Source organism: Desulfotomaculum defluvii (assembly GCF_054657375.1).
The window spans coordinates 60,247-76,213 of record NZ_BAAHYV010000001.1 but is presented as its reverse complement, the minus strand read 5'-3'; the positions used below and the strand labels follow the sequence as shown (position 1 = coordinate 76,213).

The window sequence follows — 15,967 nt, the reverse complement described above, 5'->3', positions numbered from 1 at the left end:
GTCACTAATGCAGGGAGGTTTTTCTTTTAGGTAATAGGGGATTCTTATCCCTTACAAATCTTGTTATCCAGAAAACAGCCATAATAAACATTGGATATAAGATTGCCCAACCGACAAATGGAAAAATAATCGCTGTTAAGAGAAAGGATGTCCAGCTAATACTCACTCCCCAGAAACTTCCCTTTAGCAGTCTAATTCCTGCTACACAGCCGCCTAGATATGTTAGAATAAAAGTCGCATTAGGGAATTGAATCAGGGTTTTGAGGGAAATCGCCCCACTGCCGTATAAGGAAAGTACGGCCAAAAAGCAGAGGGCAAGAAACCCTATTCCACCAATTGGTGTGCCATATTGTTTAGATATAGTACCTAGCCAACGGGGAGCCTCCCCCTGCCGTGCCAGGGCGTAAGCAAGACGGGAAGTTGCTCCGGTGTAAGCAATAATTGTAGCAGTACAGATGAATACACCTGTTAGTCCCGCCACCAAAGCACCCCGGGGTCCAAGTATTTTTTTGATGACTAATACAAGGGAAGCATCGGATCCGGCTGCGTGGTAGCTTTGTGTCCCCACCGTAGCTAAGGCGGTGAGAAAATAAAGCACTCCTACAATAATAGCGGCAACAGTTACACCTTGTATTGCTGCCCTTTGGGGGTCGATAAATTCTTCAGACAAGTGGGAAACCGCCTCCCAACCAACAAAACACCAGAATAGCATTGCAGCTGCTTGCCCTACACTTACCCAACCATACGGCATAAAAGGGATGAAATTCACTGACTCAATATTTGGAACAGCCCCGACGATTGCCAATACTAATACGGCAACAATAGAAAATACAACGCAAATTTGTACTTGACCAGCTAATTTCATACCCATAAGGTTTGTTAATAGACCCACTGCAAGCATTCCTGCGGCCAGTGCTACTCTGGTACCTTCACCCCAACCCATGGCAGTTGTCATGTAGCCAGCACCTGTTAGGGCAGCCACCGGGGCACCAATTAGTACGGACATAAGAAAGAACCAGCCCACAAGGGTTCCTGCCCTGGCTCCAAAAGCCAGAGTAACAAAATGAGAAACTCCCCCAGCACTTGGAAACTTAGCCGATAGCAAGCCCATGGTCAGTGCCAGTGGTAATATTAGTAAACTCATAAGCCCCCAGGCTAACAAAGAGGCGGGGCCTGCAATCTCTGCAGCCAGTCCAGGCACAATTAATATACCAGAGCCAAGTACCGCTCCGATATATAAGGCTATGGCCTGTGGTAGGCCGATGGTGCTTTTTAGTCCAGTGTGATTCTCCATAAATGATCGCTCCTGTATATGTATCTTTCTTTAATAGTACCAGAATTATAGAGCTTTCGGAGAAAGATTTTAAAATATGCCGAAACGACGAAAGGATTACTATTATTTGGCACGAATTATTTTTATAACAATTGTTAGGAGGTTTTTCATAGATGCCAGAACAGAATTCACCAAAAGGTGCCTTTATTCAAAGAGACAAAGAAACCTATGCTATAGTACCACGTACCCCTGTGGGTCTAGTCACACCAGAACTTTTAGAAAAAATTGCAGGTGTAGCCCGGAAATATGATATTCCGATTATTAAGATTACTTCTGCCCAAAGAATGGCTTTGGTGGGTATGAAACCTGAGGTAGTTGATAACGTGTGGGAGGACTTAGGGACTGGCATTGGTCCTGCGGTGGAAAAGTGTGTACATTATGTACAAGCATGCCCAGGAACCACTGTGTGTAAATTTGGTGTTCTTGATTCACTAAATCTAGGACTTCGATTAGAAAAATTACTTGTAGGTTTTGAGTTGCCGGCTAAAACAAAAATTGGCGTTTCAGGTTGTCCCTTTAACTGTGGTGAAGGTTTTGTTAGAGATATAGGTGTCTTTGGCAAGAGAAGCGGTTGGACCTTCATATTTGGTGGTAATTCAGGAGGTAGACCTCGTATTGGGGATATCTTGGCAGAGGGTTTGAGCGATGACCAGGTTGTTGAATTGGCCCAGAAATGCCTTAATTATTATAAAGAAAACGCCAAAAATCTAGAAAGGACAGCAAGATTTATTCAAAGAATCGGCCTGGAAGAATTTAAGAAGGCAGTATTAGGGTAATAGTTAGGTATATCAATTTTTCAAGGCCCTATCCCAGGTTTAAAACCTACTTTAGTAATCTAACCACCCCTTGTCGATCTACGGCTGAGGGGTGGTTTGCATTTTGTTGCTCAGGATGAGTGTATGAAAGAGAAATGGTTGTAGTATATACTACAATATTTTTTCAAGAGGTTTGTTAAAATAATTACAAGAGAAAAGGTAAAATTGTATTAAGTTATTTAGTGACTTTTAGGTTTTATCAACCTATCTTTATTTTATTACAAACTAAACCGGAGGTTCATATAATGAAAAACATAATCAATTTAAGACAAGAAATTGCTAGAATGAGGTTAATTGACCTTACTAAAAAATACGGTAGCGAATCACAAACAGTAACTAATTTTAAGCATCGGATGGGAAGTTTAATTAATGAGACGCCCCAAGGCAGAAAAAAAGAGGCAATGAACTAATGGATAAAGGTAATCCATTTACCAATACACTTTCGGGGATATGCTTTGTGAGACTGGGAATCACTTAATATGTTAGTAAAGGGATAAATTATGATAATCTGCAAAAGATAGGAAAAAGTTTTCCAACGGGGGTTATCCTTTGAAGGTAGCTATTATTGGTGCTGGGATAGCAGGATTATCTGCAGCGCTAACATTAGAAAGAAATGGTTTTCAACCTGATATTTTCGAGCAAAATGCCCTTGTGGCAGACCATTATTCCCATGTTGGTGTTATATTAAATATGGCCTACCGTCGTATTTCAACAGAACCGCTAAAATACCTGAATAAAATGCTTACAATAAAGCTATCGCCATTGGAGACTATCAATAATTTAATTATTCACAGTAAAAGTTCTACGGCAAATGTAAAAGGGGAGACCATTGGTTATAGTTTTATTGTTGGACCAGAAACAAATTCTCTACAGAGACAAATCTTAGGATATATTAAGAATTCTAAGATTCTCTATGAACAGCGGGAATCCTTAGAAAACCTAAGGCAAAAGTATGATTATGTTATAGTTGCCACTGGTAGCAGAAGCGAAGATTATATTGCCGATAAATATTTAAAGGATTGGAAACAATATCTGGTTGCTTATAGTAGGGTGGCAAAAATATACGGAACTTTTGAACCTAATACGGCCATTGTATGGGGTAATAAGGAAATCCTTAAGGATGGTTATGCCTTTTTAGCTCCTTTTAGCCGTAACATAGCATCATTGTACGTAACTGTCCCCCATGTAGACGGTTGGGGTGAATTAGATCAATGCTGGAAGGCATTTTTTAAACAAGAAGGTATATTGGAAAAAGCAACCCTGCTGGGAACATTTGAAAGGACACATGTTAGTGCTTATTCCAACAGCGTAACCTGGAAAAACTGTTTATTTATTGGTGACCAAGGGTGCTTTTTAGACCCATTCCTAGGGTTGGGTGCTGCAACTGCTATCGTCTCAGGTGTTATGGCAGCCAGAGCCATTATAGAAAATACAAGTTATGATGAATTGGTACAAGAGCATAAAAAAATTATAAGCGTTATGAGCAAGGTAAGAAACCTCTATGACAACATCGACGATAAAACCTTTGATTCTATAGTGTCTTATGAGGAGAATGCTATAATTAAAAAGCTTATTTACGGTACCACTATTGACTGGTTAAAATATAGTTCTTTAACACTGGGTCCCTTTGTAAAACAAAAAAAATCCCCTAATCTTCACAAGACATTTTCTTCTCCCACAGAGTAAATATCGGGCTAAGTATTTAAGAATAATCTTGTTTACAAGATAAAAAAACCCCCCAACTGTTTTGATAACAGTTGGGGGTTATTTCCTAATGACATGCTACTTCTTCGGACTGTGCAATTACTGTTACTTTACCTAATTTTCTCATTTCAAGATAAATAACTGTGGCTGTAAGAATTACGGCTAGAAAATCTGCAATCGGCGCAGTCCGCCAAACACCATCTATACCCCAGAAATGAGGAAGAATCAAGAGTAGAGGGATAAACAGTAATACTTGTCTGGATAAACTGAGTATTGCTGATTCCTTGGCTTTGCCTACAGCTTGGAAATAGGTAGAACTAATTATTTGAAACCCTAGTACAGGTAGCATAGTAAAGAAAATCATCATGGCATGGACTGTTAATGCTATAAGTTGCTTATCGGTGCTGAATAACCCGACAATCTCAGTGGGCCAAATTATTAAGACAAGATATCCAGCGAGGGCGATAGCCGTACTGGCAATAATGGCGATTTTTAAAGTTTCTTTGACACGCTGATACTGCCTTGCACCGTAATTATAACCAATAATTGGTTGAGCTCCTTGGCTAATTCCTAGGATAGGCATAAATAATAGGGTTGATAGGCTCATCATGATACCAACTGCCGAAAGTGCCATATCTCCACCATAGTTCATCAGTGTTTTGTTTAAGATTAGTTGTTGGATGCTATTAGCAATTTGCATAGCGAATGGTGAAAAACCAATGGCCATGATGCTTAATAAAATTGGCCATTGTGGCATAAGATTCTTTGTTTTAATCTTAACCAGACTCTTACCTGTAAAGAAATAACTCAATACCCAGACTGAGGAGATAAATTGGGATATTACAGTGGCCAAAGCAGAACCTTTAAGACCTAGGCCAAGTCTAAAAATAAAGAAATAGTTTAGAACTATATTAATTAAAGCCCCAAGTATTTGTGTATTCATGGCCATTTTGGGGTTACCTTCTGCCCGGATAAAGTTATTCATACCCATGCTGATGGAACCAAAAATTGAGCCAAACATAATAATGTAGACAAAGTCCCGGGCATAGGGAAGTACATTTTCACTGGCACCAAATGCCACTAAAATAGGCTCTGTAAAAAGCAAAAATAAGATTGCAAAGATTGCCGGCAGCAGTATCAGCATAGTCATTGCATTACCTGCAACCTTTTCTGCCTCTTCCTTTTTCTGCTCTCCTAAACGAATTGATATTAGGGCAGTTGCACCAACCCCTATTAGCATAGAAACAGCCATGAGAATTATCATAATAGGAAAAGCAACTGTGGTTGCTGCAATTGCCAAAGATCCTACCCCACGACCAACAAAGATCCTATCTACGATATTGTATAGCGAGTTAACCAACATCCCTACAATGGCAGGCAAAGAAAATTTTAATAAGAGACTACCGATTTCTTGATCACGCATTGCGTCAGAACGATTCATTCTCCCAATCCCCTTCTATAATATATTTGCAAAACACCTTCCAGATGTTACTTCTGTTCTTCAGTAATGGGTTATGGATATCCTTAGTAATAATTTCAAGGTTACAATAGAGTATTTTAGCAAATAATTCATCTAATTTCTAGACTAATCTCTTGGAGGTATTAGAAATATTTGTAATTTAAATAATAGAGATAAAAAATTCTATATCAAAATAAGTTATGAAAAATGGTGAGATTACATTTATTATTCGTAACAAAGCCCCGCTGGAGAAGTAGGGATATGATTCTGTGTGGGATAAAAATGTTATAATTATAATTAAGAAAACATGCATAAGAGAGGTAGATTATGATCAAGCAATCGAAAGAAGAGCGGGTACACAGGGTCTTTCAAGATATTGCGGGTAAATATGATGTGATGAATTCTGTAATTAGTTTTAAGCGACATAAAGCTTGGCGCAAGGATACCATGCGGCGCATGAATGTACAAAGGGGTCAGCAAGCTTTGGATGTCTGCTGTGGTACTGCTGATTGGTCCATATTACTTGCTGAAAAAGTTGGTCCTACAGGTAAAGTACATGGATTGGATTTCAGTGAAAACATGCTTAAAGTTGGACAAGAAAAAGTAAAAGCCAAAGGGTTAAGTAATGTCTCGTTAATTCAGGGCAATGCCATGGAACTGCCCTTTGCCGATAATAGCTTTGATTTTGTAACCATAGGGTTTGGTTTGCGTAATGTTCCCGATTACATGCAGGTATTGAATGAAATGGGCAGAGTTGTTAAACCCGGTGGTAAGGTGGTCTGCTTGGAAACATCTCAACCGACAATCCCAGGTTTTCGACAAATATATTATGCTTATTTTAGTTATATCATGCCGATGTTAGGTAAACTATTGGCAAAGAAGTACGGGCATTATTCCTGGTTACAGGAATCAGCAAAGGATTTTCCTGGTCGGGAGAAATTAGCAGAAATGTTCCGCCAGGCAGGTCTGGTAGATATAAAAGTAAAAGCCTATGATGGTGGTGTGGCAGCTATGCATATGGGAACTAAGCCTCTGTAAGTATTATTCTATAGAGACGACCATTATATTAATTTATTTATCCCCCTAAAGTTATAACATTTGCCTACGCATTGTCATATTATGGCAAATAAAGGGGGTATATACTATGAAAAATGATAATGACAAAGAGAAAAATAAAGACCAAGAACAAAGACATGGTTGTGATCCTTGGGGTAATCATTGTGATAAGCATTGTGGACATGGAGATTGCGAGGATAAATTTGAATGTTGTTTTGATCCGAATTTAATAAACAATATTAATGAATGCCTTTGTGGCTTAAAGGAGCAGCTTAGTGATTGCGAACATATTCTCAGATTCCTAGTCAAAGGACTAAAGGAGATTAAGCTTGAGGTAAGTCTTATTGAAAGTGGCATCTTTAGTCCAACCTTTGGTTTACCAGAAATCAAATCAGAGATCAGCTCTATTGAATCGGCTGTATTTAGTGATACCTTTGGTTTAATGGAAATCAAATCAGAGGTTTCAGCATTACTGACTATGCCAGAGTTGCGAATCGCTACGTTAACCGGTGTAGAGGAAGTACCACCAGTTGCAACGAATGCCACAGGTTTTGCGATAATTACCCTGAATGAAGCCCAAGGTGAGGTTTGTTGGGAGCTATCCGTCTTTAATCTTTCTTCAAACCCAACTGGGGCGCATATTCATAGAGCTCCGGTTGGACTAAATGGCCCAATTGTAGTTCCTCTTTCGTTTGAACCAAATGAGACCACGTGGACTTCGAGTGGGTGTAATTTAGCCAGCCAAGAATTAGTCAATGATATCATTAACAACCCGGAAGAATTTTACGTCAATGTACACACCCAAAACTTTCCCGGTGGGGAAATACGCGGTCAACTAAGAAGACCTTAGCATACCATTATCCATAAAATATTAGGCGGCTTCGATTTTAGAAGGACATTGAAAATAAGGAACTATGATGATGTGGGCAGGTTATGGCTGAAGTATTAATACTGAAAGTTTCGAAAATTGTTAGTGTACTGTATTCATGACCATAACCTGTTGTATTTACTTTTTTTAGATGCTATAATCAGCTCAATTCAAAAGATACACAGACGTATCAAGACATGAGGGCGAAGGCGCCGGTTAAACAACCGGTGCCTTAATTTTTTAGTAAACCCTCCCTATATATTACATCGATGTAATCGTGGCATTGAGGCTGTCGAAACCGTATTTGGTTTCTGGCAGCCTCTTTTCTTTAAACACTGAAAAAGAAGAGGAGGAAGCATGATGAGACAAATCGCGATTTATGGTAAGGGTGGTATTGGTAAGTCAACAACTACTCAGAACACAGTGGCTGCGCTGGCGGAAGCTGGCAAAAAAATAATGGTAGTAGGTTGTGATCCCAAGGCTGATTCAACTCGACTACTACTCCACGGTCTAAACCAGAAAACAGTTTTGGATACACTCAGGGATGAAGGAGAGGACATTGATTTAGGAGATGTACTGCTTCCAGGCTACGGTAATACCAAGTGTGTTGAATCCGGTGGACCTGAGCCAGGCGTAGGTTGTGCTGGTCGAGGAATTATTACCTCCATTAATTTATTGGAGTCCTTAGGAGCTTATACTCCCGACCTGGATTATGTCTTTTATGATGTATTAGGTGACGTTGTGTGTGGTGGATTTGCAATGCCTATCCGGGAAGGTAAAGCCCAGGAGATTTATATTGTAGCTTCTGGTGAAATGATGGCACTGTATGCGGCCAACAACATTTCTAAGGGTGTTCAAAAGTTTGCCAACACCGGTGGTGTAAGGCTGGGGGGTATCATCTGCAACAGCCGGAAAGTTGATAATGAACTTGAACTGCTGACCGCCTTTGCCAAAGAGTTAGGGTCCCAATTAATTCACTTTGTTCCCAGGGATAACATGGTGCAAAGGGCAGAAATCAACAAAAAGACAGTAATCGACTTTGACCCAACCCAACCCCAGGCTGATGAGTATAGAACCCTGGCCAAGAACATTGACGGGAATGACATGTTTGTTATTCCCAAGCCAATGACCCAGGATCGTCTGGAAGAATTATTAATGGCTCACGGCATTCTGGATTAATCAAAGTAGAAACTTAATAGAGGAGTGAAATTTATGTTAATGATCAGAGCCATTGTCAGACCAGAAAAAACTAATCTAATCTTAGCCGAATTAAACAGTGCTGGTTTTCCTGCTGTAACAAAAATGGACGTAGTTGGTCGTGGCAAGCAGAGAGGGGTTAAGGTGGGAGAAGTTGTTTACGACGAAATCCCCAAGGAAATGTTAATGCTGGTGGTTCAGGAAGAAAAAGATAAGGATGACGTAATCAGTATCGTTTCTAAATACGCTAAAACCGGTGAAAAAGGAGCCTTTGGTGACGGTAAAATTTTCGTCACTCCTGTGGAGGAAGCCTATACCATCAGCAGCGGCACTAAGGGCCTGTAGGGGGATGATTTGATGAAAGAAATCATAGCTATTATTCGTATGAATAAGGTCAATGCCACCAAAAAAGCACTAGCCGATATCGGTGTCTGTGGTCTGCATGCCATGAAGGTAATGGGACGGGGCAAAATGAAAGTAGACTTTTCCATTCTCAATGAATTGGGAACTACGGAAGAAATCGGTGGCATTTTGGCCGACGGTTTGGCAGAGGGAGCAAGACTAATTCCTAAACGCCTACTAACAATCTTGGTTCATGATGATGAAGTGCCAAAGGTCGTAGATGCCATTATTGAAGTAAATAAAGAGGGGCACAAGGGAGATGGCAAAATATTTGTCGGACCCATATTGGATGCTGTTCGGGTGAGAACCGGAGAACGAGGAAATGCGGCCATTTAAATAAGCAGATTAGAGGAGGTGCAGCAAGTGGCAATTAATGAAAAAATGCTGGAGGAGATTTTAAGTCAATACCCGGCTAAAGTAAAGAGAAACCGTAAAAAACATATTATCATTAAGGATCAGGAGCAGGCCCGTCAAGAGATTGAAGCCAACACAAGAACAGTTCCCGGTATTATTACCAACCGCGGCTGTGCCTATGCCGGATGTAAAGGTGTTGTACTGGGCCCACTCAAAGACATTGTACACATAACCCACGGACCCATTGGTTGTGGCTACTATTCCTGGTTAACCAGACGCAACAAAGCAGAGTCTAGTGATCCAGAAAAAAACTTCTTACAATATTGTTTTTCCACCGATATGCAAGAAAGCGACATTGTCTTTGGTGGGGAAAAAAAGCTGACTAGAATGATTGATGAAGTAATGGAAATCTTCAAACCCAATGCCATCACCATTTCAGCCACCTGTCCAGTGGGTCTGATCGGGGATGACTTGGGGGCGGTGGCCAAGGCAGCTCAAGAAAAACACGGAATTGAGGTGATGTCCTTTAACTGTGAAGGTTACAAGGGTGTCAGCCAGTCAGCCGGGCACCATATTGCCAATAATATTTTAATGGATAGAGTCATCGGCAAAGGAGAATGGGAAGAAGCCCCTGGTAAGTATCCAATCAATATGCTGGGGGAATACAATATCGGCGGTGATAGCTGGGAGATTGAAAGAGTACTTAAAGAAATCGGCTATACAGTAATCTCCGTAATGACCGGGGATGGTTCCTATGAGGAATTAAAGAATGCCCACGTGGCTGAATTGAATTTGGTGCAATGTCACCGTTCAATTAACTATATTGCAGAGATGTTAGAAACTAAATATGGTACACCCTGGCTAAAGGTTAATTTTATCGGTATTCAGGCAACTATTGATTCTCTGAGAAATATGGCTATCTATTTTGGAGATCCGGTATTAATACAAAAAACCGAAGAGATTATCGCTAAAGAACTGGCTGAGGTTGAGCCGGTTATGGAGCAATACAAAAGGATTTGCCAGGGAAAAACAGCCTTTTGCTTTGTGGGTGGTTCGAGAGGTCACCACTATCAGGGGTTATTTGGAGAACTAGGTATTGAAACTGTTCTGGCCGGTTATGAGTTTGCCCATAGGGATGACTATGAAGGCAGAGAGGTAATCCCAGATATCAAGTTAGATGCTGATACTAAGAATATCCCGGACCTACACGTAGAGCCAGACCAAAGGAGATTTAAACTTAAGGTTTCTTCGGAACGCATGGAAAAATTAAAAAATGAGATTCCCCTTAGTTATTACAAAGGTATGAATGTGGAAATGAAGGAAGGCCATCTCATCGTAGATGACTTGAACCACTATGAAACTGAAGAATTTATCAAACTGCTAAAGCCTGATATCTTTGCTTCGGGTATCAAAGATAAGTATGTTGTGCAAAAGATGGGCATTCCAGCCAAACAGCTGCACTCCTATGACTACAGCGGTCCCTATGCAGGCTTTAAGGGTGCAGTAAAATTTGCAGAAGATGTAACAATGGGTTTTATTACACCAACCTGGAATTTTATCACCCCTCCCTGGAAAAATAAGCCGTTCCTTGAAGGAGTAATTGAGGAAGGAGGATGCTCGACATGTTAGATTGTACGCCTAAGGAAATTAAAAATCGTACCGGTGGGGTGATAAATCCCGCCAAGACCTGCCAACCAATTGGGGCCATGTATGCTGCCCTGGGCATCCACAAGTGCCTACCCCACAGTCACGGTTCCCAGGGATGTTGCTCTTATCACCGGATGCACCTGTCTAGACATTTTCGTGATCCGATTATGGCTTCTACAAGTTCCTTTACTGAAGGTGCCTCAGTTTTTGGTGGTGGTGCCAACTTAAAAGCAGCAATTAAAAACGTGTTTTCTATTTATAACCCTGACGTAATGGCTGTGCATACCACTTGCTTGTCTGAAACGATTGGTGATGACCTGCCAACCTTTATTAAAACTTCTGAAGTACCCGATGGAAAGGTGGTTATTCATGCTAATACCCCCAGTTACCAGGGTTCCCATATAACGGGCTTTTCCAATATGACGAAGGGGATGGTTAACTATCTTTCTAAGGCAACCTTAGAAACCAAGAAGGAACAGGCTAATATCATTCCCGGATTTGTTAACCCTGGGGACATGAGAGAAATAAAAAGAATGGTCAAGGCCATGGATATTGAGTCCATTATGTTCCCTGATACCTCGGGAGTTGTGGATACCCCTATGACAGGAAAATACGAAATGTTCCCTAAAGGTGGAACCACTGTATCTGAGCTGATTGATACAGGGAACTCCAAGGTAACCATAGCCTTAGGCGGTTATGCCTCAGGGGATGCTGCTAATCAACTGGAAAGAAAGTGCCAAGTGCCACCGGTTATCATTAAAACACCCATTGGTATTAAGGCTACGGACGAATTTTTGATGGCCTTAATGAACAAGTTTACCGTGGATATTCCCTATGAGTTGGAAGAGGAAAGGGGACAGTTAGTAGATATTATGACCGATACCCATTTCCACTTCCATGGTAAAAAAGTGGCTATCTTTGGTGACCCAGACATCGTTATTGCCATGACAGAGTTTGTATTAAGTCTGGGCATGAAGCCAATCCATGTCTTGACCGGAACTCCCGCCACCGGGGGTGCCATTGGTACAATGCTTGGAAACTTTGAAGAAGAAATTAAGACCATGCTAGGTGAGGCAGGGATAGAGGGAAAAGTTAAGGCTGCTGGTGACCTCTTTGAACTACACCAGTGGATCAAGAATGAACCAGTTGATCTGCTCATCGGCAATACCTACGGTAAATATATAGCCAGAGCTGAGGATGTTCCTTTCGTTCGCTTGGGCTTCCCGATTCTTGACCGGAGTGTTCATTCCTACCTGCCAGTGGTGGGTTATAAAGGGGCTATGAGGTTGCTGGAAATGATTAGTAACGCCCTGCTGGATAGAGCTGACCGTAATGCCAAGGATCAGGATTTTGAATTGGTTATGTAACTGAACCAGGAGGCCTTAGGCTGGCCTCCTGTTCTGACCCAATATATGCATTGAAAGGAGTGACGGATGTGCCGAAAGCAGTATTACAGGACTCGGTTTATCAAGAACGGGAAGATTCCATCATTATTAAAGGGAAGCAAAAAAAGCAGCTAAAGTGTGACACAGACAGTGTAGCGGGTTGTGTCAGCCAGAGGGCCTGTGTCTACTGCGGGGCCAGGGTTGTCTTAAACCCGGTGACGGATGCCATTCATCTGGTACATGGCCCAATCGGTTGTGCCAGTTATACCTGGGATATTCGGGGTAGCCTCAGCAGTGGCTCAGAGTTGTACCGCAACAGTTTCTCCACCGATTTAAAGGAACAGGATGTTATTTTTGGTGGGGAAAAGAAATTGGCCCAGGCCATTGATGAGTTAGTTGCCAAATACCCTTCCAAAGTAGTCTTTGTTTATGCCACCTGTATTGTTGGGGTAATTGGAGATGATTTAGAAGCCGCTTGTAAGGCTGCAGCGGAAAGACATCAAATTGAGGTTATTCCCGTACAATCCAGTGGTTTTGCCGGCAATAAATCTGCTGGCTATCGAGCCGCCTGCGACGCACTGCTTCGGTTAATTCAGAGAGATAAATCCACAGTGGTTCCTCAAAGGAACACGTTGAACTACCTGGGTGATTTCAATTTAGCCGGTGAGCTTTGGATTATTAAAGACTATCTCAAGCAAATCGGGGTTACGGTTAATGTGGCTTTTACCGGTGACTCAAATTATCAGGCACTAAAAAATGCCCCAAACGCGTCACTCAATATTATTCAGTGTGCAGGTTCGATGATCTATCTGGCGGAACGTATGAAGGACTTGTATAAAATACCCTACCAGAACATTTCGTTTTTGGGTTTAGAAGATACGGCTGAATCCTTGCGTAAAGTAGCTAGTCACTTTGCTAATCCAGAGATGATGACCAAGGTAGAAGAATTGGTGCAGCGGGAAAGGGTCCGTGTGGAGCCGGAACTGGAGTGGTATCGTCAAAGGCTGCAGGGAAAAAAAGCAGCTATTTACGTAGGGGGAGGGTTTAAGGCAATCTCCTTGATAAAACAATTTCGAGAGATTGGCATTGATGTAGTAATGATTGGAACTCAAACCGGTCGAAAGGAAGAATACGATACCATCAATGATTTGGTGGATGATGGAACAGTAATTTTGGACGATGCGAACCCTTCAGAGTTAGAAAAGTTTATGGTGAAGAAGGGAGCACACTTGCTGGTGGGTGGTGTTAAGGAAAGACCATTGGCTTACAAATTGGGTGTTGCCTTTATCGACCATAATCATGACCGTAAGCACCCCTTGAGTGGGTTTGTTGGAGCGGTAAACCTGGCTAAAGAGGTTTATACTACACTTTGCTCCCCAGTTTGGCAATATGTTTAAGGAGGGAAGAGGTCTGTGCAAAGAGCTAAAAATTTAACAAACTACCGCGATGTCAATGAAAACCCATGTAACATGTGTATGCCCATGGGAGGTATCCTAGCTTTTAAAGGTTTGGAGGAGAGTATGGTAATTATCCATGGCTCCCAAGGTTGTGCCACTTACATGAGAAGGCATATGGCCGAGCACTTTAATGAACCTGTTGATGTGGCCTCTTCCTCCTTAAATGAGAAAGGCACTATTTACGGAGGGGAAAAGAATTTAAAACAGGGCCTAGACAATATTATCAAAGCCTATCAGCCGGGGCTGATTGGTATCCTAACCACCTGCCTAGCTGAAACCATTGGCGAAGATATCGATAGGATCAGCCAGGAGTATCTAAAAGAAAAGGGATATCGTGATTTACCCATAGTAACGGTTAATAGTCCAGGGTACGGTGGCACTCACGCGGAGGGCTACTGGTTTACTCTAAAAAGAATTGTGTCTCAACTAGCCCGTAAAACCGAAAAACATAGCAAAGTCAATGTTATCGTACCCAATATTAGTCCGGCGGATATCCGGGAGATCAAGCGTATTCTTAATTTGTTTCAGATGGACTACACTCTGTTGCCAGACTTCTCTGATATCATGGATCGACCATATCAGAGGCCTTACAGCAAAATGGCTGAAGGAGGTACTAGGTTAAGTGCTATTGAGTCTATGGGCGGGGCCTTAGCCACCATTCAATTGGGATTTACTGTAGAGGAGGGTATGTCTCCAGGTAAGTATTTAGAAACGGAATTTGGTGTAGCCCTTTATAACTTACCCCTGCCTATGGGCGTTGAAAATACTGATTTATTTATGGATGTTTTGCAAAAGTTATCAGATACTGCTCTGCCTACTTCTTTGGAACAAGAAAGGGGAAGACTGCTGGATTGTATGATTGATTCTCACAAATATAATGCCCTTGGGCGCAGTGTTATCTTCGGTGAACCAGAAAATATCTACGGAGTTGTCAAAATCTGCCTGGAAAATGGCATTTACCCGGTAGTAGTGGCCACCGGAAGCAAGAACCCTAAATTGATACAGTTATTAGAGAAGTTGCTGGCCAATTCCCCGATACGGTGTACGGTGCTAGCGGAAACGGATTTTACAACCATTCGTGAGAAAAGCAGGGGCAAGGCGAATATTGCCATTGGTTCCTCAGATGGACGGTTTCTGACTGAAAGGGAGGGCATTCCTTTGGTTCGGTATGGTTTCCCCATTCACGATCGGACCGGTGGGCAGCGACTGCTCTCAGTGGGCTACGCAGGGACCACCCAATTCCTAGATCGGATTACCAATACTCTGCTGGAATACAAACATAAACATTACCGGAAAACGATGGTTCAAATGTTCTATAAAGAGGAGTAAGAAAGTCAGGAAATTTAAGAGAAAGTTGTGGTGAGCAGCATGTTATGTTCAGGCAATCAGAAATTAAATAGTGATCAACCAACCAATCTTATGGAACAAACCCATAGGCATCCCTGTTATTCTGTGGAAGCTCATCATAAGTATGCTCGGATGCACCTGCCTGTGGCACCCCAGTGCAACATAGGCTGCAACTATTGCAACCGTAAGTATGATTGTGTAAATGAAAGCCGACCGGGTGTAACTAGCCAGATATTAACACCGACATCCGCAGAACAAAAATTTATCATTGTCAAAGAAAAAATACCCAACCTCAGTGTAGTGGGTATAGCAGGCCCGGGGGATGCCCTAGCCAACTGGGATAAGACTCGGGAGGCTATTGAAAGAATTAAGCAAGCCAACCCTGAGATGATCTTTTGTTTGTCTACCAATGGTTTGATGCTGCCTCATTATGGCCCGGAAATTGTTGAGTTGGGAATCAAACATGTAACCGTCACCATGAATACCCTTACTCCGGCCACTGGAGCTAAAATATATAGCCACGTCTATTACCAAGGGAAAAAATATACAGGCATAGAGGGAGCAAGCATATTAAAGGAAAATCAGCAAACAGGTATCCAATATCTAGCTGGGCAAGGAGTTTTAGTAAAAGTGAATACGGTAATGATCAAAGGCATCAATGATCAGGAGATTCCGGATGTGGTAAAGAGAGTAAAACAACTGGGGGCATTTATGACTAACATTATGCCTCTGATCCCTACAGCGGGCAGTGCCTTTGCAAATCTTCCTGCTACAGATATCAAAGAGCTGAATCAAATGAGAGACATCTGTCAAATTGACCTGAAGCAAATGCGCCACTGCAAGCAGTGCAGGGCTGATGCCATTGGCATGTTGAACGAGGATCGATCCCAAGAATTTTATGCCCTACAGTTTTGACTAGTTAAAGATAATATTAAAAGAAGGG

15 protein-coding genes are annotated in these 15,967 nt (G+C 41.8%); 13 read left to right on the top strand and 2 right to left on the bottom strand.

Features of this window, described 5'->3' with window-relative positions:
* Positions 1-4 precede the first annotated feature (4 nt).
* Positions 5-1,294, bottom strand: coding sequence for an amino acid permease (locus ACYQ03_RS00365; protein ID WP_459906789.1), 1,290 nt, complete (start codon positions 1,292-1,294; stop codon positions 5-7).
* Between the two features lie 152 nt (positions 1,295-1,446).
* On the opposite strand from ACYQ03_RS00365, the gene ACYQ03_RS00360 reads away from it, so the two are divergent.
* The 3 genes from ACYQ03_RS00360 to ACYQ03_RS00350 all read left to right on the top strand — a co-directional run bounded on the left by ACYQ03_RS00360 (position 1,447) and on the right by ACYQ03_RS00350 (position 3,834).
* A complete protein-coding gene (locus ACYQ03_RS00360; protein WP_459906788.1) occupies positions 1,447-2,109 on the top strand; it encodes a nitrite/sulfite reductase domain-containing protein in 663 nt (220 codons plus the stop codon).
* A gap of 284 nt (positions 2,110-2,393) precedes the next feature.
* Entirely contained in the window at positions 2,394-2,558 is a 165-nt protein-coding gene (locus tag ACYQ03_RS00355; RefSeq protein ID WP_459906786.1) for a hypothetical protein, read from the top strand.
* A 139-nt stretch (positions 2,559-2,697) separates the two neighbouring features.
* On the top strand, positions 2,698-3,834 hold the full coding sequence (locus ACYQ03_RS00350) for an NAD(P)/FAD-dependent oxidoreductase (protein ID WP_459906784.1): 1,137 nt from the start codon (positions 2,698-2,700) through the stop codon (positions 3,832-3,834).
* An 85-nt stretch (positions 3,835-3,919) separates the two neighbouring features.
* Here the strand turns inward: ACYQ03_RS00350 and ACYQ03_RS00345 are convergent, their stop codons facing one another.
* Positions 3,920-5,293 (bottom strand): MATE family efflux transporter, encoded by a 1,374-nt coding sequence (locus tag ACYQ03_RS00345; protein WP_459906783.1) that lies wholly within the window; start codon positions 5,291-5,293, stop codon positions 3,920-3,922.
* A 345-nt stretch (positions 5,294-5,638) separates the two neighbouring features.
* Between ACYQ03_RS00345 and menG the strand changes: the two genes are divergently transcribed.
* From menG to nifB, 10 genes are all read left to right on the top strand, one after another.
* On the top strand, positions 5,639-6,349 hold the full coding sequence (menG, locus tag ACYQ03_RS00340; protein WP_459906781.1) for a demethylmenaquinone methyltransferase: 711 nt from the start codon (positions 5,639-5,641) through the stop codon (positions 6,347-6,349).
* Positions 6,350-6,455: 106 nt separating this feature from the next.
* A complete protein-coding gene (locus ACYQ03_RS00335; protein ID WP_459906780.1) occupies positions 6,456-7,217 on the top strand; it encodes a CHRD domain-containing protein in 762 nt (253 codons plus the stop codon).
* A gap of 378 nt (positions 7,218-7,595) precedes the next feature.
* Positions 7,596-8,414 carry a nitrogenase iron protein gene (gene nifH / locus ACYQ03_RS00330; protein WP_459906778.1) on the top strand — a complete coding sequence of 273 codons (819 nt, stop codon included), beginning with the start codon at positions 7,596-7,598 and terminating at the stop codon, positions 8,412-8,414.
* A 33-nt stretch (positions 8,415-8,447) separates the two neighbouring features.
* Positions 8,448-8,777, top strand: a complete 330-nt coding sequence (locus ACYQ03_RS00325) for a P-II family nitrogen regulator (RefSeq protein WP_459906776.1) — start codon at positions 8,448-8,450, stop codon at positions 8,775-8,777.
* 12 nt (positions 8,778-8,789) lie between these two features.
* Entirely contained in the window at positions 8,790-9,170 is a 381-nt protein-coding gene (locus ACYQ03_RS00320) for a P-II family nitrogen regulator (RefSeq protein ID WP_459906775.1), read from the top strand.
* Positions 9,171-9,197: 27 nt separating this feature from the next.
* The gene (nifD, locus tag ACYQ03_RS00315) at positions 9,198-10,817 is read left to right on the top strand and encodes a nitrogenase molybdenum-iron protein alpha chain (protein WP_459906774.1); all 1,620 of its coding nucleotides are present in this window, start codon (positions 9,198-9,200) and stop codon (positions 10,815-10,817) included.
* A complete protein-coding gene (nifK, locus tag ACYQ03_RS00310; RefSeq protein ID WP_459906772.1) occupies positions 10,811-12,202 on the top strand; it encodes a nitrogenase molybdenum-iron protein subunit beta in 1,392 nt (463 codons plus the stop codon). Before nifD ends, nifK begins: the two co-directional genes overlap by 7 nt.
* Before the next feature lie 68 nt (positions 12,203-12,270).
* Positions 12,271-13,617, top strand: a complete 1,347-nt coding sequence (gene nifE, locus ACYQ03_RS00305) for a nitrogenase iron-molybdenum cofactor biosynthesis protein NifE (RefSeq protein WP_459906770.1) — start codon at positions 12,271-12,273, stop codon at positions 13,615-13,617.
* 15 nt (positions 13,618-13,632) lie between these two features.
* Positions 13,633-15,006: a nitrogenase component 1 gene (locus ACYQ03_RS00300; RefSeq protein ID WP_459906769.1), complete on the top strand. Its 1,374-nt coding sequence runs from the start codon at positions 13,633-13,635 to the stop codon at positions 15,004-15,006.
* A 39-nt stretch (positions 15,007-15,045) separates the two neighbouring features.
* Positions 15,046-15,939: a nitrogenase cofactor biosynthesis protein NifB gene (nifB, locus tag ACYQ03_RS00295; RefSeq protein ID WP_459907084.1), complete on the top strand. Its 894-nt coding sequence runs from the start codon at positions 15,046-15,048 to the stop codon at positions 15,937-15,939.
* Positions 15,940-15,967 lie beyond the last annotated feature (28 nt).